The 18,528-nt window shown below is 68.9% G+C and carries 17 protein-coding genes; 7 read left to right on the top strand and 10 right to left on the bottom strand.

The genetic code is table 11. The features are described 5' to 3' along the window. Window positions 1-58: 58 nt before the first annotated feature. From ACZ6ZD_RS09130 to ACZ6ZD_RS09110, 5 genes are read right to left on the bottom strand one after another with little or no spacing between them, the layout of a single operon-like run. A complete protein-coding gene (locus ACZ6ZD_RS09130) occupies window positions 59-1,456 on the bottom strand; it encodes an NAD(P)/FAD-dependent oxidoreductase (protein ID WP_465669978.1) in 1,398 nt (465 codons plus the stop codon). A 5-nt stretch (window positions 1,457-1,461) separates the two neighbouring features. Continuing rightward, entirely contained in the window at window positions 1,462-2,271 is an 810-nt protein-coding gene (locus ACZ6ZD_RS09125) for an ABC transporter permease (protein WP_465669976.1), read from the bottom strand. Beyond that, on the bottom strand, window positions 2,268-3,173 hold the full coding sequence (locus ACZ6ZD_RS09120) for an ABC transporter permease (protein ID WP_465669974.1): 906 nt from the start codon (window positions 3,171-3,173) through the stop codon (window positions 2,268-2,270). Before ACZ6ZD_RS09120 ends, ACZ6ZD_RS09125 begins: the two co-directional genes overlap by 4 nt. After that, entirely contained in the window at window positions 3,173-4,288 is a 1,116-nt protein-coding gene (locus ACZ6ZD_RS09115) for an ABC transporter ATP-binding protein (protein WP_465669972.1), read from the bottom strand. Before ACZ6ZD_RS09115 ends, ACZ6ZD_RS09120 begins: the two co-directional genes overlap by 1 nt. 3 nt (window positions 4,289-4,291) lie before the next feature. Further along, window positions 4,292-5,470 carry a polyamine ABC transporter substrate-binding protein gene (locus ACZ6ZD_RS09110; RefSeq protein ID WP_465669970.1) on the bottom strand — a complete coding sequence of 393 codons (1,179 nt, stop codon included), beginning with the start codon at window positions 5,468-5,470 and terminating at the stop codon, window positions 4,292-4,294. Window positions 5,471-5,614: 144 nt separating this feature from the next. Here ACZ6ZD_RS09110 and ACZ6ZD_RS09105 point away from each other — a divergent pair, with 144 nt between their 5' ends. Together ACZ6ZD_RS09105 and ACZ6ZD_RS09100 are read left to right on the top strand one after the other, a co-directional pair. Next, window positions 5,615-6,097 carry an Lrp/AsnC ligand binding domain-containing protein gene (locus tag ACZ6ZD_RS09105; protein ID WP_171674397.1) on the top strand — a complete coding sequence of 161 codons (483 nt, stop codon included), beginning with the start codon at window positions 5,615-5,617 and terminating at the stop codon, window positions 6,095-6,097. Window positions 6,098-6,159: 62 nt separating this feature from the next. Then, a complete protein-coding gene (locus ACZ6ZD_RS09100) occupies window positions 6,160-7,440 on the top strand; it encodes an NAD(P)/FAD-dependent oxidoreductase (RefSeq protein ID WP_465669968.1) in 1,281 nt (426 codons plus the stop codon). Here the strand turns inward: ACZ6ZD_RS09100 and ACZ6ZD_RS09095 are convergent. Genes ACZ6ZD_RS09095 through ACZ6ZD_RS09080 form a run of 4 tightly spaced genes read right to left on the bottom strand, consistent with a single transcriptional unit; the run spans window position 7,426 to window position 11,091 of the window. Continuing rightward, complete coding sequence (locus ACZ6ZD_RS09095) at window positions 7,426-8,049, bottom strand: hypothetical protein (RefSeq protein ID WP_465669966.1); 624 nt, start codon at window positions 8,047-8,049, stop codon at window positions 7,426-7,428. The two genes, ACZ6ZD_RS09100 and ACZ6ZD_RS09095, sit on opposite strands and share 15 nt — an antisense overlap. Before the next feature lie 50 nt (window positions 8,050-8,099). Continuing rightward, window positions 8,100-8,924, bottom strand: a complete 825-nt coding sequence (locus ACZ6ZD_RS09090; RefSeq protein ID WP_465669964.1) for a carbohydrate ABC transporter permease — start codon at window positions 8,922-8,924, stop codon at window positions 8,100-8,102. Then, entirely contained in the window at window positions 8,924-9,805 is an 882-nt protein-coding gene (locus ACZ6ZD_RS09085) for a carbohydrate ABC transporter permease (RefSeq protein ID WP_465669962.1), read from the bottom strand. The genes ACZ6ZD_RS09090 and ACZ6ZD_RS09085 overlap by 1 nt, the downstream gene beginning before the upstream one ends. Continuing rightward, window positions 9,802-11,091, bottom strand: a complete 1,290-nt coding sequence (locus ACZ6ZD_RS09080; RefSeq protein WP_465669960.1) for an extracellular solute-binding protein — start codon at window positions 11,089-11,091, stop codon at window positions 9,802-9,804. The genes ACZ6ZD_RS09085 and ACZ6ZD_RS09080 overlap by 4 nt, the downstream gene beginning before the upstream one ends. A gap of 99 nt (window positions 11,092-11,190) precedes the next feature. Here ACZ6ZD_RS09080 and ACZ6ZD_RS09075 point away from each other — a divergent pair, with 99 nt between their 5' ends. Next, on the top strand, window positions 11,191-12,342 hold the full coding sequence (locus tag ACZ6ZD_RS09075; protein ID WP_465669958.1) for an ROK family protein: 1,152 nt from the start codon (window positions 11,191-11,193) through the stop codon (window positions 12,340-12,342). 1 nt (window position 12,343) lies between these two features. Here the strand turns inward: ACZ6ZD_RS09075 and ACZ6ZD_RS09070 are convergent, their stop codons facing one another. Beyond that, window positions 12,344-13,084, bottom strand: coding sequence for a GntR family transcriptional regulator (locus tag ACZ6ZD_RS09070; protein ID WP_465669956.1), 741 nt, complete (start codon window positions 13,082-13,084; stop codon window positions 12,344-12,346). Window positions 13,085-13,240: 156 nt separating this feature from the next. Here ACZ6ZD_RS09070 and ACZ6ZD_RS09065 point away from each other — a divergent pair, with 156 nt between their 5' ends. The 4 genes from ACZ6ZD_RS09065 to ACZ6ZD_RS09050 all read left to right on the top strand — a co-directional run bounded on the left by ACZ6ZD_RS09065 (window position 13,241) and on the right by ACZ6ZD_RS09050 (window position 18,525). Further along, window positions 13,241-14,029 carry a TIGR03084 family metal-binding protein gene (locus tag ACZ6ZD_RS09065; protein ID WP_465669954.1) on the top strand — a complete coding sequence of 263 codons (789 nt, stop codon included), beginning with the start codon at window positions 13,241-13,243 and terminating at the stop codon, window positions 14,027-14,029. Then, entirely contained in the window at window positions 14,026-15,738 is a 1,713-nt protein-coding gene (locus ACZ6ZD_RS09060; RefSeq protein ID WP_465669953.1) for an acyclic terpene utilization AtuA family protein, read from the top strand. The genes ACZ6ZD_RS09065 and ACZ6ZD_RS09060 overlap by 4 nt, the downstream gene beginning before the upstream one ends. Then, window positions 15,735-16,856: an acyl-CoA dehydrogenase family protein gene (locus ACZ6ZD_RS09055; RefSeq protein ID WP_465669951.1), complete on the top strand. Its 1,122-nt coding sequence runs from the start codon at window positions 15,735-15,737 to the stop codon at window positions 16,854-16,856. The genes ACZ6ZD_RS09060 and ACZ6ZD_RS09055 overlap by 4 nt, the downstream gene beginning before the upstream one ends. Before the next feature lie 133 nt (window positions 16,857-16,989). Next, the gene (locus ACZ6ZD_RS09050) at window positions 16,990-18,525 is read left to right on the top strand and encodes an acyl-CoA carboxylase subunit beta (protein WP_465672650.1); all 1,536 of its coding nucleotides are present in this window, start codon (window positions 16,990-16,992) and stop codon (window positions 18,523-18,525) included. Window positions 18,526-18,528 lie beyond the last annotated feature (3 nt).

The following is an 18,528-nucleotide window of genomic DNA, read 5'->3' as shown; positions in this document are numbered from 1 at the left end:
CGACGGTGCGCCCCCGCCGCCGGCGTGTCGTGCTGTTGTGCAGCGCTGGCGGTCCGGGTCAGAAGTCGAAGCCGAGGCCGAGGTGGTCGAGGGTGCGGAGCCAGAGGTTGCGGTGGCCGGCGTGGGCGTCGGCTTGGGACATGGACCAGCGGGTGAGGTGGATGCCTAGGGAGCGGATGGGCTCGGGTGGGAAGGGGAGGGGGTGGGTGCGGGTCATGCGGAGGGTGGTGCGGTCGGTTTGTTCGGCGTAGAGGAGGTCGAGGGTGACGTCGGCGCCGAAGCGGGTGGCGGCTACGCCGAGGCCGGTGTAGCCGAGGGCGTAGGCGGTTCGGCCGGCGTGAGCGGTGCCGAAGAAGGCGCAGAAGCGTGTGCTGGTGTCGATGACGCCGCCCCAGCGGTGGGTGAAGTTGAGGCCTTCGAGTTGGGGGAAGGTGGTGAAGAAGTGGCGAGCGAGCAGGTCGTGGGTGGGGGTGTGTTGCTCGAAGGAAGGGTGGATGCGACTGCCGTAGTGGTAGAGCGGGGTGTAGCCGCCCCAGACGATGCGGTTGTCGCGGGTCAGGCGGTAGTAGTGGAAGAGGTTGGAGGCGTCACCGATGCCTTGGCGACGCTGCCAGCCGACGCTCGCCAACTGCTGAGCTGACAACGGCTCGGTCGCCAGCACGAGGTCGTAGACCGGCACGGTGAACGGGCGCAACCGCCGTAGCAGCGAGGGAAACGCGTTGGTCGCGAGCGCGATCCGCGCCGCCCGGACGGAGCCGGCTGGGCCACGTGAGGAGTGCGGCCCAGCCGGCGACGTAGTGGTGAGCTGACCGGCGCGGATACCGGTCACCCGGGTGTACTCGTAGATGCGGACGCCGAGGTCGAGGCACGCCTGCCGCAGCCCCCACGCCAGCCGCGCGGGCTCGACGAGCGCGGTCGAGTGCGGGTCGTAGAGCGCGCCGAGGTACGTCGGTGAGTTGACCTCGGCCCGGACGGCGTCCTGATCCAACAGCTGGACGTCGTCGCGCCGCTCAGCCTCCTCGGCCAACTCGTCGAGGTGATGCGGCGCGGTCGCAACCGTCAGCTCACCCGTCCGCCGGAAGTCGCAGTCGATCCCGAGTCGCGCGATGGTGGTCTCGATCGCGTCGAGGTTCTCCTGGCCGAGCCGCTCCAAGGTCGAGAGCTCCTCGGGCCACCGGGACAGGCCGTTGCCGTACCCGTGGGTGAGGCTGGCGTCGCAGAAACCGCCGTTCCGCCCGGACGCGGCCGACCCGCAGGTGTTCGCCTCGAGCAGGACGACGTCGAGCCGCGGATAGCGCTCCTTCGCGCGCAACGCCGTCCACAACCCGGTGTACCCGCCGCCGACGATCGCGAGATCCGCGACGATCGGCCCGGTGAGCGGCGGTAACGGCGCCGGCGCCGCCGGATCGTCGAGCCACAGGACTTCCGGTCGCGCGTCCACGAGGGAACGGATCACAGGCGTCAGCTCCGGGTGCGTTCACGGCGGCGGCGACCCAGCTCGCCGGCCAGGACGAAGATCAGCGCCAGCAGGAACATCGCCGTGCCGATGACGTTGATCTGGGGCGGGATGTCGCGCTGGGCCGATCCCCAGACGTACATCGGGAAGGTGACCGTGGTGCCGGCGTTCAGGTTGGTGATGATGAAATCGTCGAAAGACAATGAGAAGCTCAGCAGGGCCGCCGCCAGGATGCCGGGGAAGACCAGCGGGAAGGTGACCCGCCAGAAGGTCTGCCACTCGTTGGCGTAGAGGTCCATCGCGGCCTGTTCGAGCCGCGAGTCCATCCCCGCGAGCCGCGCCTTCACGGTCACCACGACGAACGACAGGCAGAACATCACGTGTGCGATCAGGATCGTCCAGAACCCGAGCCGCCCGCCGAAGCCGCTGGAGACGAACAGCGCCAGCAGCGACGACCCGAGCACGATCTCCGGCGACGCCATCGGCAGGAAGATGAACAGGTTGGTCGCCGACCGCCCGCGGAACCGGTGCCGGACCATCGCGAACGCCATCAGCGTCCCCAGCGCGGTCGCCACGACTGTGGCCAGCAGACCGATCCGCAGCGAGGCGCTCACGGCGTCGCACAACCCGAACGGCTGACACGGGTTCAGCCAGTTGTCGAGGGTGAACCCGTCGAATGTGTACGACAGCCGGCTCTTCGGCGCATTGAACGACATCAGGATCACGACGACGATCGGCGCGAACAGGTACAGCAGGACGACGAAACCCAGCACCAGCACGAAGTTCCGCGCGACGAACCGCCCGAACCGGGTCATACCAGCTCCTCCGTCCCGGCGCGCCGGACGTAGATGAGGACCAGGACGACGATCGCCGCCATCAGCGTCACCGACAACGCGGCCGCGGTCGGATACGCTCCGGCCGCGAACAGCCGCTGGATGTCGTTGCCGATCATCCGTTGTTTCGGCGTCCCGAGCAGCTGCGCGTTGATGTAGTCACCGGCCGCGGGGATGAAGGTGAGCAGTGTTCCCGCGACGACGCCTGGCATCGACAGCGGTAGCGTCACCGTGCGGAACGTCGTCACCGGCCCGGCGAACAGGTCACCGCCGGCCTCGATCAGGCGGCGGTCGATCTTCTCCAGGCTCGCGTACAGCGGCAGCACCATGAACGGCAGGAAGTTGTAGGTCAGACCGGTGACGACAGCGGCTGTCGTCGCGAGCAGGCGCCCGTCCGGGCCGAGAATCCGTAACCACTGCAGGGCATCGACGACGAAACCGTTGTCACTGAGCAGCATCTTCCAGGACAGCGTCCGGATCAGGAAGCTGGTGAAGAACGGCGCGATCACCAGCGCGAGCATCAGGTTCTTCCAGCGGCCGGCGCGCATCGCGATCGCGTACGCCAACGGATACCCGAGCAGGAGGCAGAAAGCCGTTGTCAGCAAGGCGTACCAGAGCGATCGCGCGAACGGCCGCCAATAGTCGGCCATCGTGGTCCCGAAGGTCTGCCAGTGCCAGGCCATCGAGAAACCGTTCTCGATCGATCCGTTCGGGTCGTACAAGCTTGCCGCTAGCAACGAAACCAGTGGGACGACGAAGAACAGCAGCAGCCACAACCCGCCCGGTAAGAGCAGCAGGTACGCCGTCATCCGGCGTCCCGATCGCTCGACCGGAGGCGGCGCGGCGGACTGCGACGCCGCGCCGAGCTGGCCGACGGCGCTCATCAGTCGACGTCCTCGACACCGGCCAGCGCGTCCTGGGCGGCGTCCAGCAGGAAGCTGTGCGCGGGCCGCCAGTGCAGGTCGACGGCGTCGCCGGCGCTGAACGCCTCGCGAGCGCCGGTGTTCTGCTCGAAGACCGTCAGCTCTTGCCCCCACGGCAGTCGCGCCAGGTACTGCGTGCTGACGCCGACGTAGCTGACGTCGGTGACGACGGCGCCGCGGAGCTGGTTCGCGCCATCGCCGTCCTCGCTGTCCGCAGGCGCCAGGAAGACCTTCTCGGGGCGAATCCCCAGCCAGACTTCACCTTCGGTGACACGGCAGCGGGCCAGCGGAACGATCACCTTGCGGCCCTGGACGTCGACGATCAGGTCCTCGCCGGCCGGGCCGATGATCTTGGCGCGGATCAGGTTCGACTGGCCGAGGAAGTTCGCGACGAAGGTGGTCGCCGGCAGGTCGTAGAGCTCGGCCGGACTGCCGAGCTGCTCGATCAGCCCGCGGTTCATCACGGCGATGGTGTCGGCCATCGTCATGGCCTCTTCCTGGTCGTGCGTGACGTGGACGAACGTGATGCCGACCTCGGTCTGGATCCGCTTCAGCTCCAGCTGCATCTGGCGGCGGAGCTTCAGATCGAGCGCGCCGAGCGGCTCGTCGAGGAGCAGCACCTGCGGGCGGTTGATCAGCGCGCGGGCGAGCGCGACGCGCTGCTGCTGACCGCCGGAGAGCTGGGCCGGACGCCGTTTGCCGTAGTCCTTCAGCTCGACCAGGCCGAGCATCTCGTCGACCTTCGGCTTGAAATCCTTGACCTTACGGCGTTTCAGCCCGAACGCGACGTTCTCGAAGATGTCGAGATGCGGGAAAAGGGCGTAGTTCTGGAAGACCGTGTTCACCGGGCGCTTGTACGGGCGCAGTCCGCTGATCTCGTCGTCGCCGAGACGGATACTGCCGGTCGTCGGCTCCTCGAGACCCGCGATCATCCGCAGCGTGGTCGTCTTACCGCAGCCGGACGGGCCGAGCAGCGCGAAGAACGTACCGGCCGGGACGGTCAGGTCCAGGTTGTCGACGGCGCGATGACCAGCGAATTGTTTGCTGATGCCGGTGAGTACCAGATCACTGGTCATGTATCAGCCTCCGATCGCGAGGTTGAAGTCGGTTTCGTAGAGCTTGGCCTTGGCGGTGTCCAGCGGCATGAACGACGCCGTCTTCGCGAGCATGTCCTGATCGGGGAAGATCAGCGGGTTGTCGACCAGCTCGGGGTCGATCTTCTCCATCGCCGCGCGAGCGCCCTCGACGGGGCAGATGTAGTTGACCCAGGCGGCCAGCTCGGCCGCGACCTGCGGGTCGTAGTAGTAGTTCATCAGCGCCTCGGCGTTCGCGCGGTGCGTCGCCTTGTTCGGCACGAGCATGTTGTCGGACCAGAGGTTCAGCCCCTCTTCGGGGACGACGAACTTGATGTCCGCGTTGTCGGCCTGGAGCGCGAGCACATCGCCGGACCACGCCATACAGGCGGCGATGTTGCCGTCGTTGAGGTCCTGGACGTAGTCGTTCCCGGTGAACCGGCGGATCTGGCCGGAGCCAACGGCGTCCTCGAGCTTCTCCAGCGCCTTGCTCCACTCGGCGTCGGTGAACTTACCGGGCGCCGCGCCGACCAGGCGGAGCATGATCGCCATCGTGTCGGGCATCTCGGAGAGCATGGTGATCCGGCCCTTGAGCTCGGACTTGCCGAGCAGGTCGGCCCAGCTGCCGACCTCGCCGGTGACCTTGGCGTTGTAGGCGATCCCGGTCAGACCGCTCTGCCACGGGACGCTGTAGTCGCGCCCCGGATCCCAGCTGGGCGACTTGAGCTGTTCGAGCAGGTACTTGTCGACGTTCGGGACTCCGGCGTGGTCGAGTTTCTGGATCCAGCCGAGGCCGACCATCCGGGCCGCCATCCAGTCGGTCAGCACGAAGATGTCGCGACCGCTGGGCTGGCAGGTGCCGAGCTGGTCGCGGACCTTGGCGTAGAACTCGGAGTTGTCGTTGACGTCGGCGGTGTAGGTGACCTGGATGCCGGTCTGCTTCTGGAACGCCTCCAGGGTCGGCAGCACGGTCTTGCCGTTGACCTTCTCCTCGGACTCGTCCATGTAACTCGGCCAGTTGGAGAAGTTCAGGGCCTTCTGGGAGCCGGACAGGTCGGTGCTGACGCACTTGTCCGCGCTCTGCCGGGCGGGCGGGATCCCGCAGGCGACCGCGCCGACGCCCAGGGCGCTGAGGCCGAGCCCGCGCAGGACCGCCCGGCGGCCGAGGACCGGCTGACGTCCCATGCAACCTCCTAAGACGGGCTGACGCGGAGGATACTGTCAAACCGAATCGATCAAGACAAGGGATTCCGTAGCAAACTTCGATTTTCACAACGAATTCCGCTTCGGCTGGTTGCTTGCAGGCGGTCCGGCTGACAGGATCACCGGGTGGCAGTACGAACGGGGCACCCCGACAAGAACCAGGGTCTGCTGGACGAGACCTCGAAGGCGATCATCGAACAGCTCCAGGTCGACGGCCGGCGCTCGTACGCCGCCATCGGCAAAGCGGTCGGGCTGTCGGAGGCCGCCGTCCGCCAGCGCGTCCAGCGGCTGACCGACGCCGGCGTCATGCAGGTCGTCGCCGTCACCGACCCGCTCGAGCTCGGCTTCGACCGCCAGGCCATGATCGGCATCAAGGCCGAAGGCTCCCTCGAGCCCATCGCCAACCAGCTCGCCGCCATGGACGAGGTCGAGTACGTCGTCATCACCGCCGGCTCCTTCGACCTCCTCGTCGAAGTCCTCTGCGAGAGCGACGAACACCTCCTCCAGGTCCTCTCCGACCGCATCCGCCAGATCGAAGGCGTCAAAGCCACCGAAACCTTCGTCTACCTCAAACTCGTCAAACAGACCTACTCCTGGGGCGTCCGCTGAACAACCTCTGGTCCGACCCGATCGATCCACGCCCCGCGCTGGGCGGGGATCGGGATGCTGATGTGGTGATTGTCGGGGCTGGGTTCACGGGGTTGTGGACTGCTTATTACCTGGTGCGGGCGGATCCGGGGTTGCGGGTGGTGGTGCTTGAGGCTGTGGGGGTTGGGTTTGGGGCTTCGGGGCGGAATGGGGGGTGGTGTTCGGCGTTGTTTCCGGCTTCGGGGCGGAAGTTGGCGGGGATGGCGGGGCGGGGTGCGGCGGTGGGGATGTTGCGGGCTATGGAGGGGGCGGTTGACGAGGTGGGGCTCGTGGCTGGGCGGGAGGGGATCGAGTGTGACTACCACAAGGGCGGGACGGTGGTGTTGGCTCGGTCTCGGGCTCAGGTGGAGCGGGCTCGGGGGGAGGTCGAGGAGAGTCGGGAGTGGGGGACCGGTGTCGAGTTCCTCGGGCCGGACGAGGTGGCGGCGAAGGTCAACGCGACAAAGGTGCTGGGGGCAACATTTACGTCGCATTGCGCGGTGATTCACCCGGGGAAGCTGGTGCGGGGGCTGGCCGAGGTGGTGGAGCGGCTGGGGGTGACGATCTACGAGAACACCCGCGTGACCGCGATCGAGCCGGACACCGGGCAGGGCGCGCGGGCGGTGACCGAGCAGGGCGTGGTTCGGGCGGACGTCGTCGTCCGGGCGACTGAGGGGTTCACGCCCGGCCTCAAGAACGAAGGACGGACGGTCGCGCCGGTCTACTCGTTGGTCGTGGCGACCGAGCCGTTGAGTACGGCGACGTGGGAGCGGATCGGGCTGGCGGATCGGCCGACGTTCAGTGATCACCGGCATCTGATCATCTACGGGCAGCGGACGGCGGACGGCCGGCTCGTGTTCGGCGGGCGCGGAGCGCCGTACCACTTCGGGTCCCGCGTGCGGCCGGCGTACGACGAGGAACCGCGGGTGTTCGGGAAACTGCAGGCGACACTCAGAGAGCTGTTCGATCTGAACGACGTCCAGTTCACACATGCCTGGGGCGGAGCGCTCGGCGTACCGCGGGACTGGTGTGCGTCGGTCGGCCTGCAGAACGGCGTGGCCTGGGCAGGCGGGTACGTCGGCGACGGCGTCAGTACGACGAATCTCGCCGGCCGCACGCTCACCGACCTGATCCTCAACCGCGACACCCCGCTCACCCACCTGCCGTGGGTCGATCACCGATCCCGCCGCTGGGAGCCGGAGCCGTTCCGCTGGCTCGGCATCAACGCCGGCCTGCGCGCGATGACGCTGGCGGACGCCGAGGAGCGGCTGACCGGCCGCGACAGCCGGATCGCCCGGCTGATGGCCCCGCTACTTGGCCACTAGCTCCAGCGCGCTCAACGGCAATCCGGCCAGATGGATGCTCGGGAACATCCAGTCGTTCAGGATCGCCTCCGAGGTGGTGAGATGTCCGGCCAGCTCGGCCTGACTCAGCTCGAAGACGTGCGCCGGGTTACCGGTCAGGTCGACGACGGTCTGCATCAGCCCGGCCGCCTGCTGCTCCCACAGCGGATCGCCCGCGGCGACGTCGTCCGCGCGAATCAGCAGGACGTCGACGTCGGACTCGAGATCACCCTCGGCACGCGCGACCGCGCCGTACAGACTCGCATGCACCGGCTGCACCATCCAGCCGCTCAACTCCGCCGCCAACCGCCCAGCGAGCGCACCCCGCAGGTCGGCAAGGAACTCGACCACCGGCGCCGCGAGATGCCGCCGATTGAGGGTGTAGAGCAACGAGTTCCCCGCGTCGTCCACGTGCACCAGCCCGGTCGCGGCCAACCGCTGCAACACCAACCGGACGCCGGCCACACTCCCCTGCCCGGCCAGCTTGTGGATCTGCCGCCCGGACAGCCCGTCCTCCGCACGCGCCAACACCTGCAGAACCGGGCCGTCCAGCGACGGCACCACGGTGCTGATCGGGTTACTCAGGTCCATACATCGACATTAGTGACCAGTCAGCCCCGCACAGTAATCATCCTGACAGTTCAGCCTTTCACCGCGCCCGCCGTCAGGCCGGTCACGATGTAGCGCTGGAAGAGCAGGGCGAGGAGGACGGGCGGGAGTGCGGCCAGGACGCCGCCGGCGGCGACCAACCCGAAGTCGGACGAGAACTTGCCGGTGAACTCGGCGATCGCGACCGGGATCGTCTTGGAGTTCGACGTCGAGGTGAAGATCAGCGAGTAGAGGAACTCGTCCCAGGCGAGCAGGAAACCGAACATCGCGGTGGCGACGATGCCGGGGCGCGCCAGCGGCAGCACGATCCGGACCAGCGCCCCCAGCCGCGAGCAGCCGTCGACGCGGGCGGCGTCCTCCAGCTCGGTCGGCAGCCCGAGGTAGAAGTTGCTCATCGTCCACAGGCAGAACGGCGTGACGATCGAGCAGTAGGTGATGATCAGGCCGAGCTGGGTGTCGAGCAACTGCAGGTTCGCCAGCGCCAGGTAGAGCGGGATCACCAGGGCGATCGGCGGCAGCATGTAGATCGCGAGGAACGCGAACAACGTCGTCCGCCGGAACCGGAACCGCAGCCGGGCGAACGCGTACCCGCCCAGGCAGCCGACCACGAGCGAGATCAGCGTGGTCACCGACGCGACGACCAGGCTGTTCAGCATCGCGACCCGGAACGTCCCGGCGACGCCGTCCGGGCCGGAGGTGAAGATGTCCTGGTACCGCGACAGCGTCGGGTGCGACGGCCACAACGACCCGCTGGTGAGCTCGTCGGCCGGTGACAGGCTCGAGATCACCAGCCAGCCGAACGGCGCGAGCACCACGATCGCGAGGACGCCGCACATCGCATACTGGAACTTACGCATCAGACTCCCGCCATCTGGTTCTGCCGGAGCAGCCGCAGGTAGAACATCGCCAGCGCGCCGACCGCGATCACGATCAGGTAGGCGAGTGCGGCGCCGTACCCGAAGAGCTGGTTCGAGAAGGCCTGCAGATAGGTGTAGAAGGCAACGGTCTGCGTCCCGGACGCGGGCCCGCCGCCGGTCATCACGTAGACGATGTCGAACACCTTGAAGGCCTCGATCGTGCGCAGCACCAGCACCACCGCGATACTCGGCTTGAGCAGCGGGACGACGACCGACCAGAACGTCCGCCAGGTCGACGCGCCGTCCATCACCGCGGCCTCGCGGACCTCGGCCGGGATCGTCTGCAACCCGGCCAGCAGGAAGAACGCGACGATCGAGGTGTTCTTCCAGACGTCGGCGACGATCACCATGTTCAGCGCGAGGAACGGGCTGCTGCCCAGCCACTGGATCTCGGTGCCGAGCAGCTGGTTGAGGACGCCGTACTGGCCGTTGTCGATCCACCGCCAGAGCGCGCCGTTCACGATCGTCGGCAGCGCCCAGGGCAGCACGACGAGACTCCGCCACAGCCACTTGAACCGCAGCGGCGCGTTCAGCAGCAGCGCGACGCCCATCCCGAGTACCAGCTCGGCCGCGGTCGAGACGATCGTGAAGTACGCCGTGTGTCCGAGCACCGGGTAGAACGACGGATCCTGGAAGACCTTCGCGTAGTTGCCCAGCCCGGCGAACGGATAACTGCCGGGCATCGCGCTGTCGACGGCGTAGAACGACATCAGCAACGTCCGGACGACCGGGTAGAGCACCACCCCGAAAACGACGATTGCCGCAGGCAACAAGAGGAACAGCGCGAATCGTCCCTCGCCGCGGACCCGCTCCGGCCTCACGGCTGAAGCAGGCTGTTCGCCTTGTCGGCCGCGTCGTCGAGCGCCTTCTGCGCCGGCTTGCGTCCGAGGAGCGCGTTCTGCAGCTCCGCCTGCAGGACCTGGGAGATCGCGTTGTAGTTCTTCGCCTGCGGCCGCAGGATCAGGTCGTCGAGCTGCTTCTTGGCCTGCGGCACGACCTTCGGGTTCGTCTGCACGACCGCGGGATCGTCGTACGACGTCGCCCACACCGGCAGCGAGCTGAGCGCGTACTTGTCCTGCTCGGGCTGGCTGGTCAGGTGCGAGATGTACTTGAACGCGGCCGCCTGGTTCTTGCTGCCCGCGGTGACGCAGAGCGCCATCCCGCCGTTCACCCCCGGCCGGCCGACGGTCCCCTTCGGCGTCTGCGCGACCTGGACCTTCCCCGCGACCTTGCTCTGCTTCGCGTCGTTGGCCGCGCCGTACATGTACGTCCAGTTCAGCACCAGGCTCGCCTGGCCGGCCTGGAAGACGCGCTGGACGTCGGCCTCCAGCGACTGCGTGGACGCCGGGTTGGTCAGCCCGTCGACGATCGTCTGCCGCATGAACTCCAACGCCTGGACCCCTCCGCCGGCGTTGAAGGCAGCCTTACCCGAGTCGTCGAGGAACTTGCCACCCATCGCGCCGAGCAGCTGGGCGTAGTCGCAGACCAGCGCCTCGGCCTGCTGCCACGACCAGATCAGCGGGTACTTCACGACCCCGGCCTCCTTGAGCCGGCGAGCGGTCTTGAGGACGCCGTCCCAGGTGTCGAGCCACTGCGGGTTCGCGTGCGCGAGCGACAGGTGGGCCTCGTTCAGGAACAGGTACTTGCTGTCCATGATCCACGGGACGCCGTAGAGCTTCTGGTCGTACTGCGCGGTCTCGATCGCGCCGGCCAGCATCTCGGTCTTCCACTCCGGCGCCCACTGCCCGGTGACGTCGGTGATCATCTTCTTGCTGCCGAACTCGGCCGGCCAGATCACGTCGATCAGGACGACGTCGTACGTCCCGGCCGGGCCCGCGGCGACGATCTTGTCGTGCAGCGCCTCGTAGGCGACGAACTCCGGCGTCACCTTGATCTCCGGGTTCGCGGCGGTGAACGCGGCCGTCATCTTGGTGACGTCGGCCTCGGTGTACGCCGCCTGTTTCATGAACAGGGCCCGGATCTCGCCCTTGCCGCTGCCCTGGTCACCCGAGGTCGCGCCTTTGCCGCCGCTGCACGCGGCCAGCAGTGCCGCCAGCCCGGCGCCGCCGGCCGTCTTGAGCACGGTCCGCCTGTCGATCGCCACCATCGCCCCACTCCGGTCTTCTATTTGTTAGGCAACTTTCCTAACATACGGGCAGTATTATCAGGGCCGACGAGGGAGTCAAGAACTCTGCGAAGGTGAGCTATGAACCGTGCCGCGACGCCGATGCCGAGCGCCCGCGCGGTCTTGGACCGGCTGTTGACCCAGCCCGGGCCGCAGACCCGCTCCGAGCTGGCCGTTGCCTGCGGGCTGTCCCGACCCACGGTTTTCGCCGCCGTGGAGCGGCTGGAGGCACTTGGGCTGGTCGAGTCGCTGGGGCAGCGGAGCGGCCTCCCGGGGCGGACGGCGACGCTGTACGACGTCCCGGTCGGCGCCGGATGCGTGGCCGGGATCGACATCGGCGGCAGCAATCTGCGCGTCGCGATTTGTGACGTAAGTGGTACGCCGCTGGCGGAGTTGACTCGGCCGACGCAGGCTCAGGGCGCGGAGAGCGTCGTCCGGCAGGCGGTTGAGCTGCTGACGGAGGCGCGGGCTGCGGCCGGGCGGGCAGAGGTGCCGTTGCTGGCGGCTGGGGTTTCGACGCCGGGTGCGGTGGATGAGCGCACGGTGCGGTACGCGTGGAACCTGGGGCAGGAGACGCCGTACGACCTGTACTCGCAGTTGGCGGCCGCGATCGACGGGCCGGTGCTGCTGGAGAACAACGTGAACCTGGCCGCGATCGGTGAGCACCGGCACGGGGCCGGGGCGGAGCTGTCGACGTTCGCGGTGATCGCGATCGGCGCGGGGGTCGGCGCGGGGATCATGCACAACGGCGTCCTGCTGCGGGGTGCGCACGGCGCGGCCGGTGAGGTGGGCTTCCTGCCGACGGCGCGCGCCCGGCGGGGTACGCCGGCCGAGCCGGACGAAGCCGGTGGTCTAGCGCTTCTTCGCGAAGCCCGCGCCCTCGACCCGGCGCTGCGCGACGTTCAGGACCTGTTCGATCGGGCCCGCGCCGGCGACGACCGCGCGCTGTCCCTGGTCGAGGACGAGTGCCTGCGGATCCACGAGATCGTCACCGCGCTGAGCGCCGTCGTCGACCCCGAGACCGTCATCCTCACCGGCGGTATCGGCGACAACGAACTCCTCGCCACCCGCGTCGCGGCCCTCGCGGCGACACTCCCCGTCCCGATCAACATCCTTCGCTCCACCCTGGCCCACCGCGCCTCCCTCGTCGGCGCCATCGCCACCGCCACCGACCACGCCCACAAGCAATTGCTGGGCCGAACCGAAGCGCCGCCTTCGTCCAGTACCGGGTGAACTAGAAGCTGTTGGCTCGGGCTCGGGGGGTTTGGGTCATGCGGAGTTCGGTGGTGAAGGCGTAGCGGTCGCCGCGGTAGAGGGCTGAGGTGTACTCGAAGACGCGGTCGCGGCTGTCGAAGGAAATGCCGTGGGTGGCCAGGCAGGGCTGGGTGGTGGGGATGTCCAGCCAGGCGGCGGTCTTGGCGTCGGGCATGACGGGTTCGAGGCGGGAGGTGCCGCTGACGACGTCGATGCCGTAGCGGTGGGTGAGCAGGTCGTAGAGGGAGCCGTTGAGGTCGTCGGCCTCGAGACCGGGGACGTACGACGCGGGCAGCGTCGTCCGCTCGACGACCATCGGCAGGTCGTCGGCCAGCCGCAGGCGGGTGAACGCGATGATCGGGTCGCCGACCGGGATCCGCAGCCGGCGGGCGGCCGCGCGCTCGGCTTTCTGGTGGCGGAACTCGAGCATCTGGCTGCCCGGCCGCATCCCGCGCCGGCGGATGTCCTCGGAGAAGCCGATCATCCCCAGCCAGCGCGCGACCTTGGGCCGGGTCGTGTACGTCCCGCTCCCGTGCCGCCGGATCAGCAGCTCCTCGATGACCAGCTCGTCGACCGCCCGGCGCAGCGTCATCCGGGCGACGTTCCAGCGCACGGCCAGCTCCCGCTCCGGAGGCAGCGCGGCGCCCTCCGGCAGCGTGTCGATCAGACTCAGCAACAACGCCCGGATCTCGGCGGCCTTCCCCGGCAGCGAACCATGCATAGGCCAAGGCAACACCGGACCCTTGCACATCGAAACCCTTTCCATCAGCACCGAACCGAACCGGTGTAGACCACCTGAGCAAAACAAGCACGCTTGATTCTTTTTGCCGACCGTGCCACTCTCGGTGGCACGATCTCCACCCCCTGGGAGTGCCGCGTGCAAGTGGACGAAGTGCTGGCGGATGTGTGGGCCGAGAGCGCCGAGCTCGACCGGCTGGTCGGCGGGCTGGCCGCGGACGACTGGCGGACGCCGACGCCCGCCGAAGGCTGGACGATCGCGCACCAGATCGGCCACCTCGCCTGGACCGACGAGGCCGCGCGGCTGGCGGCGTCCGATCCCGACGGTTTCGCGGCGCTGCTCCAGCGCGGTTCGGCCAACCCGACCGGGTACGTCGACGATGCTGCTGCCGAGAGCGCCGCGCTGCCGCCGGATCAGCTGCTGGTCTACTGGAGAGAGACCCGCGAGGAGCTCCGGACGGCGCTCGGCGCGGTCCCGGCCGGCGCGAAACTCCCGTGGTTCGGCCCGCCGATGAGCGCGACCTCGATGGCGACCGCGCGCCTGATGGAGACCTGGGCGCACGGCCAGGACGTCGCCGACGCCCTCGGCGTCCGCCGTCCCGCCAGCAATCGCCTCCGCCACGTGGCCCACCTCGCCGTCCGCACACGCGCCTTCGCCTACCTCCTGCACGGCCGAACCGCGCCGGACGTCGACGTCCGCGTCGAGCTCACCGGCCCCGACGGCGACGTGTGGGCCTGGGGCCCGGAGGACGCACCCCAACGCGTGACCGGCCCAGCGCTGGACTTCTGCCTGCTGGCCACCCAACGCCGCCACCGAGCCGACCTCGCCGTAGTCGCGCACGGCGCGGACGCCGACGACTGGCTGAACATCGCCCAAGCGTTCGCAGGCCTCCCCGGCAAAGGCCGCACCCCCGGACAGTTCGCATGACCGCGCCGATCCGGATCGGTAACGCCTCCGGGTTCTACGGGGACCGGTTCAGTGCGGCGCACGAGATGCTGACCGGTGGTCCGCTCGATGTGCTGACCGGGGATTACCTGGCCGAGCTGACCATGCTGATTCTCGGGCGGGATCGGTTGAAGGATCCGTCACTCGGGTACGCGCGGACGTTCCTCAAGCAGCTCGAGACCGGGTTGGGGGAGGCGCTCGATCGCGGCGTGAAGATCGTCAGCAACGCGGGCGGGCTCAACCCCGCGGGGCTCGCGACCGCGATCGGGGAGCTGGCGGAGCGGCTCGGGTTGCAGCCGAAGATCGCGTACGTCGCGGGTGACGACATCCTGGCGCGGGCCGCGGAGCTCGAGCTGGGGACGCCGCTGACGGCGAACGCGTATCTCGGCGCCTGGGGGATCGCGGAGGCGTTGCAGGCCGGGGCCGATGTGGTGGTGACCGGGCGGGTGACCGATGCCTCGGTGATCGTCGGGCCCGCGGCGGCGCATCACGGCTGGAAGCGGACGCAGTACGACGAGTTGGCGGGCGCGGTCGCCGCCGGGCACGTGATCGAGTGCGGATGCCAGGCGACGGGTGGGAACTACGCGTTCTTCGGCGAGATCCGCGATCTCGGCCGGCCCGGGTTCCCGATCGCGGAGATCCACGCCGACGGCAGCAGCGTGATCACCAAACACGACAACACCGGCGGCGCGGTCACGATCGACACGGTCAAGGCCCAGCTGCTCTACGAGATCAGCGGCGCCCGGTACGCCGGTCCGGACGTGACGACCAGGCTCGACACGATCGAGCTCGCGGACGACGGCCCGGACCGGGTGCGGATCTCCGGCGTCCGCGGTGAGGCGCCGCCGCCGACGTACAAGGTCTCGCTGAACAGCATCGGCGGCTTCCGCAACGAGGTCACGTTCGTGTTGACCGGTTTGCAGCTGGAGGAGAAGGCCGAGCTGGTGAAGGCGCAGCTCGAGCGGGCGCTGGTCAAGCGCCCGGCCGAGCTGACCTGGACGCTCGCCTGGACGGAGAAGCCGAACGCGGAGTCCGAGGAGGAGGCCAGCGTCTACCTGCGGTGCGCGGTGAAGGATCCGGACCCGAAGGTCGTCGGGCGCGGGTTCTCCAGCGCGGCGGTCGAGCTGGCGCTGTCCAGCTACCCCGGCTTCCACGCGGTCGCGCCGCCCGGCGACGGTTCGCCGTACGGAGTGTTCCGGGCCGGGTACGTCGACATCCACGACGTCGAGCACGTCGTCGTCCACGCCGACGGGTCGCGCTCGATCATCGAACCCGCCGCCGAGACGCAGGCGCTGACACCGGCCGAGGACGCCGGGCTCCCGATCCCGCTGCCGTCCCTGGCGTCGACCGGTCGGCCGCGGACGCGCGAGGTCCCGCTCGGCCGGATCGCGGGCGCGCGCTCCGGTGACAAGGGCGGCGACGCGAACGTCGGCGTCTGGGTCCGCGACGAGAAGGCCTGGCGCTGGCTCGCGCACACGCTCACGGTCGAGCTCTTCCAGGAGCTCCTGCCGGAGACCCGCGAGCTGACCGTCACGCGGTACCTGCTGCCCAACCTCTGGGCGGTGAACTTCGTCGTCGAAGGTCTGCTCGGCGAGGGCGTCGCGGCCCAGGCCCGCTTCGATCCGCAGGCGAAGGCCGTCGGCGAATGGCTGCGATCTCGCTATGTCGACATTCCGGAGATGTTGCTGTGACGGCGTTCGCGGCGTCCGTCCGGCGGTTCATGGCGGCCGAAGTGCTCCCGAACCTGGACCAGTGGGAGCGCGACGGCCTGCTGCCGCGGGAGCTGCACCAGAAGGCCGGCGAGCTCGGCCTGCTCGGCGTCGCCTTCCCGGAGGCGGTCGGCGGTGGCGGCGGATCGCTCCGCGACGCGCTCGCGGTGGTCGAGGAGATGCACTACGCCGGCGGCTCCGGCGGCCTGGTCGCGTCGCTGCTGACCTGCGGGATCGCCGTCCCACATATCGTCGCCGCTGGCAATCAAGAGCAGATCGACCGATGGGTTCGCCCGACCCTGGACGGCGAGCTGATCGGCGCGCTCGCGATCACCGAACCCGGCGGTGGTTCGGATGTCGCGAGTCTGCGGACGACGGCCCGTCGGGACGGCGACGAGTTCGTGGTGAACGGCGCCAAGACATTCATCACCTCCGGCGTCCGGGCCGACTTCGTGACCACCGCCGTCCGCACCGATGGGCCGGGTGCGCACGGGATCAGCCTGCTCGTGATCGAGAAGGACACACCCGGTTTCGAGGTGTCCCGCAAGCTGGAGAAGATGGGCTGGCTGTGCTCCGACACGGCTGAGCTGTCGTTCACCGACGTCCGCGTCCCGGTCGGCAATCTGGTCGGCGCGGCCGGCTCCGGGTTCGTCCAGCTCGCGGTGAACTTCGTCGCCGAGCGGCTGACACTCGCCGTCCAGGCGTACGCCGGGGCGCAGCGCGCGCTCGATCTGACCGTCGAGTGGTGCCGCGACCGGGAGACGTTCGGCCGGCCGCTGATCTCGCGGCAGACCGTCCAGCACACGCTCACCGAGATGGCCCGCCGGATCGACGTCGCGCGGGTCTACGTGCACGCGATCGCGGACCGGGCCGAACGCGGCGAGGACGTGATCGCGGAGGTGTGCTTCGCCAAGAACACCGCCGTCGAGGCCGGGCAGTGGGTGTGCGACCAAGCGCTTCAGCTGCACGGCGGGATCGGGTACATGCGCGAGGCCGAGGTCGAGCGCCAGTACCGCGACCAGAAGATCCTCGCGATCGGCGGGGGCACGACCGAGATCCTGACCACCCTGGCCGCCAAACGACTGGGATACACAGCATGAGCTCTGTTGAATGCCACGCTCCGCGCGGCGGGTCGCGGGGCTGTGACTCCAGTCCTTCCCTCGTCGCTCCAGTCGCTTCGCTCCCTCCACTCCTCAGTCCAGGCCAGGAGGCCCCGTGACCAACCGCGAGGCGATGCTGGAGAAGCTCGCCGCTCTCGACGTCGAGCACGCCAAGGCGCTGGCCGGGGGCGGGGAGAAGTACGTCGCCCGGCACCACCAGCGCGGCAAGCTGCTGGCGCGGGAGCGGATCGAGCTGCTGATCGATCCGGACTCGGCGTTCCTGGAGTTGTCGCCACTGGCGGGCTGGGGCTCGGACTTCACCGTCGGCGCGAGCCTGGTCACCGGGATCGGCGTCGTCGAGGGCGTCGAGTGCCTGATCACGGCGAACGACCCGACCGTCAAGGGCGGCGCGAGCAACCCGTGGACCCTGCGGAAGGCGTTGCGCTCGGACGAGATCGCCCGCGCGAACCGGCTGCCGGTGATCAGCCTGGTCGAGTCCGGCGGCGCGGATCTGCCGACGCAGAAGGAGATCTTCATCCCCGGCGGGGCGATGTTCCGCAACCTGACCCGGTTGTCGGCCGAAGGGATCCCGACGATCGCGCTGGTCTTCGGCAACTCGACCGCGGGCGGCGCGTACATCCCCGGGATGAGCGACTACGTGGTGATGGTCGACGGCGGCGCCAAGGTGTTCCTGGCCGGGCCGCCGCTGGTGAAGATGGCGACCGGTGAGGACGCCGACGACGAATCCCTCGGCGGAGCATCGATGCACGCCCGGAAGTCGGGTCTCGCGGACTACTTCGCCGTCGACGAGCAGGACGCGATCCGGCTCGGCCGGCAGATCGTCTCCCGGCTGAACTGGCGAAAGGCGGGCCCGGCGCCCGCTCCGGCGTACGCGGAACCCCGGTACGACGCGGACGAGCTGCTGGACATCGTCCCGGGGGATCTGAAGGTGCCGTTCGACCCGCGGGACGTCATCGAGCGCGTGGTGGACGGGTCGGTGTTCGACGAGTTCAAGCCGCTGTACGGGTCGTCGCTGGCGACCGGATGGGCCTCGGTGCACGGGTACCCGGTGGGGATTCTCGCCAATGCGCGGGGCGTGCTGTTCAGCGAGGAGTCGCAGAAGGCGGCGCAGTTCATCCAGCTCGCGAACCGGTCGAACACGCCGTTGATCTTCCTGCACAACACGACCGGATACATGGTCGGGCAGGAGTACGAGCAGGGCGGCATCATCAAGCACGGCGCGCAGATGATCAACGCGGTCGCCAACTCCAAGGTGCCGCACGTGTCGATCCTGATGGGCGCCTCCTACGGCGCCGGCCACTACGGGATGTGCGGCCGCGCCTTCGACCCGCGCTTCCTGTTCGCCTGGCCGTCGGCCAAATCCGCGGTGATGGGCCCCCAACAACTGGCCGGCGTCCTCTCGATCGTCGCCCGCGCGGCGGCGTCCGCCAAAGGCATGCCGTACGACGAGGACGGCGACGCCAAGATGCGCGCCTACGTCGAGGGCCAGATCGAAGCCGAGTCCCTCCCCACCTTCCTCTCCGGCCGCCTCTATGACGACGGCGTCATCGACCCCCGCGACACCCGCACCGTCCTCGGCATCTGCCTCTCCGCCATCCACTCCGCCCCAGTCGAAGGCACCTCGTCCTTCGGCGTCTTCAGGATGTGAGCC

The sequence above is a fragment of the Kribbella sp. NPDC104218 genome (genome assembly GCF_055584105.1).
This window is presented reverse-complemented; position numbering and strand designations above follow the sequence as displayed.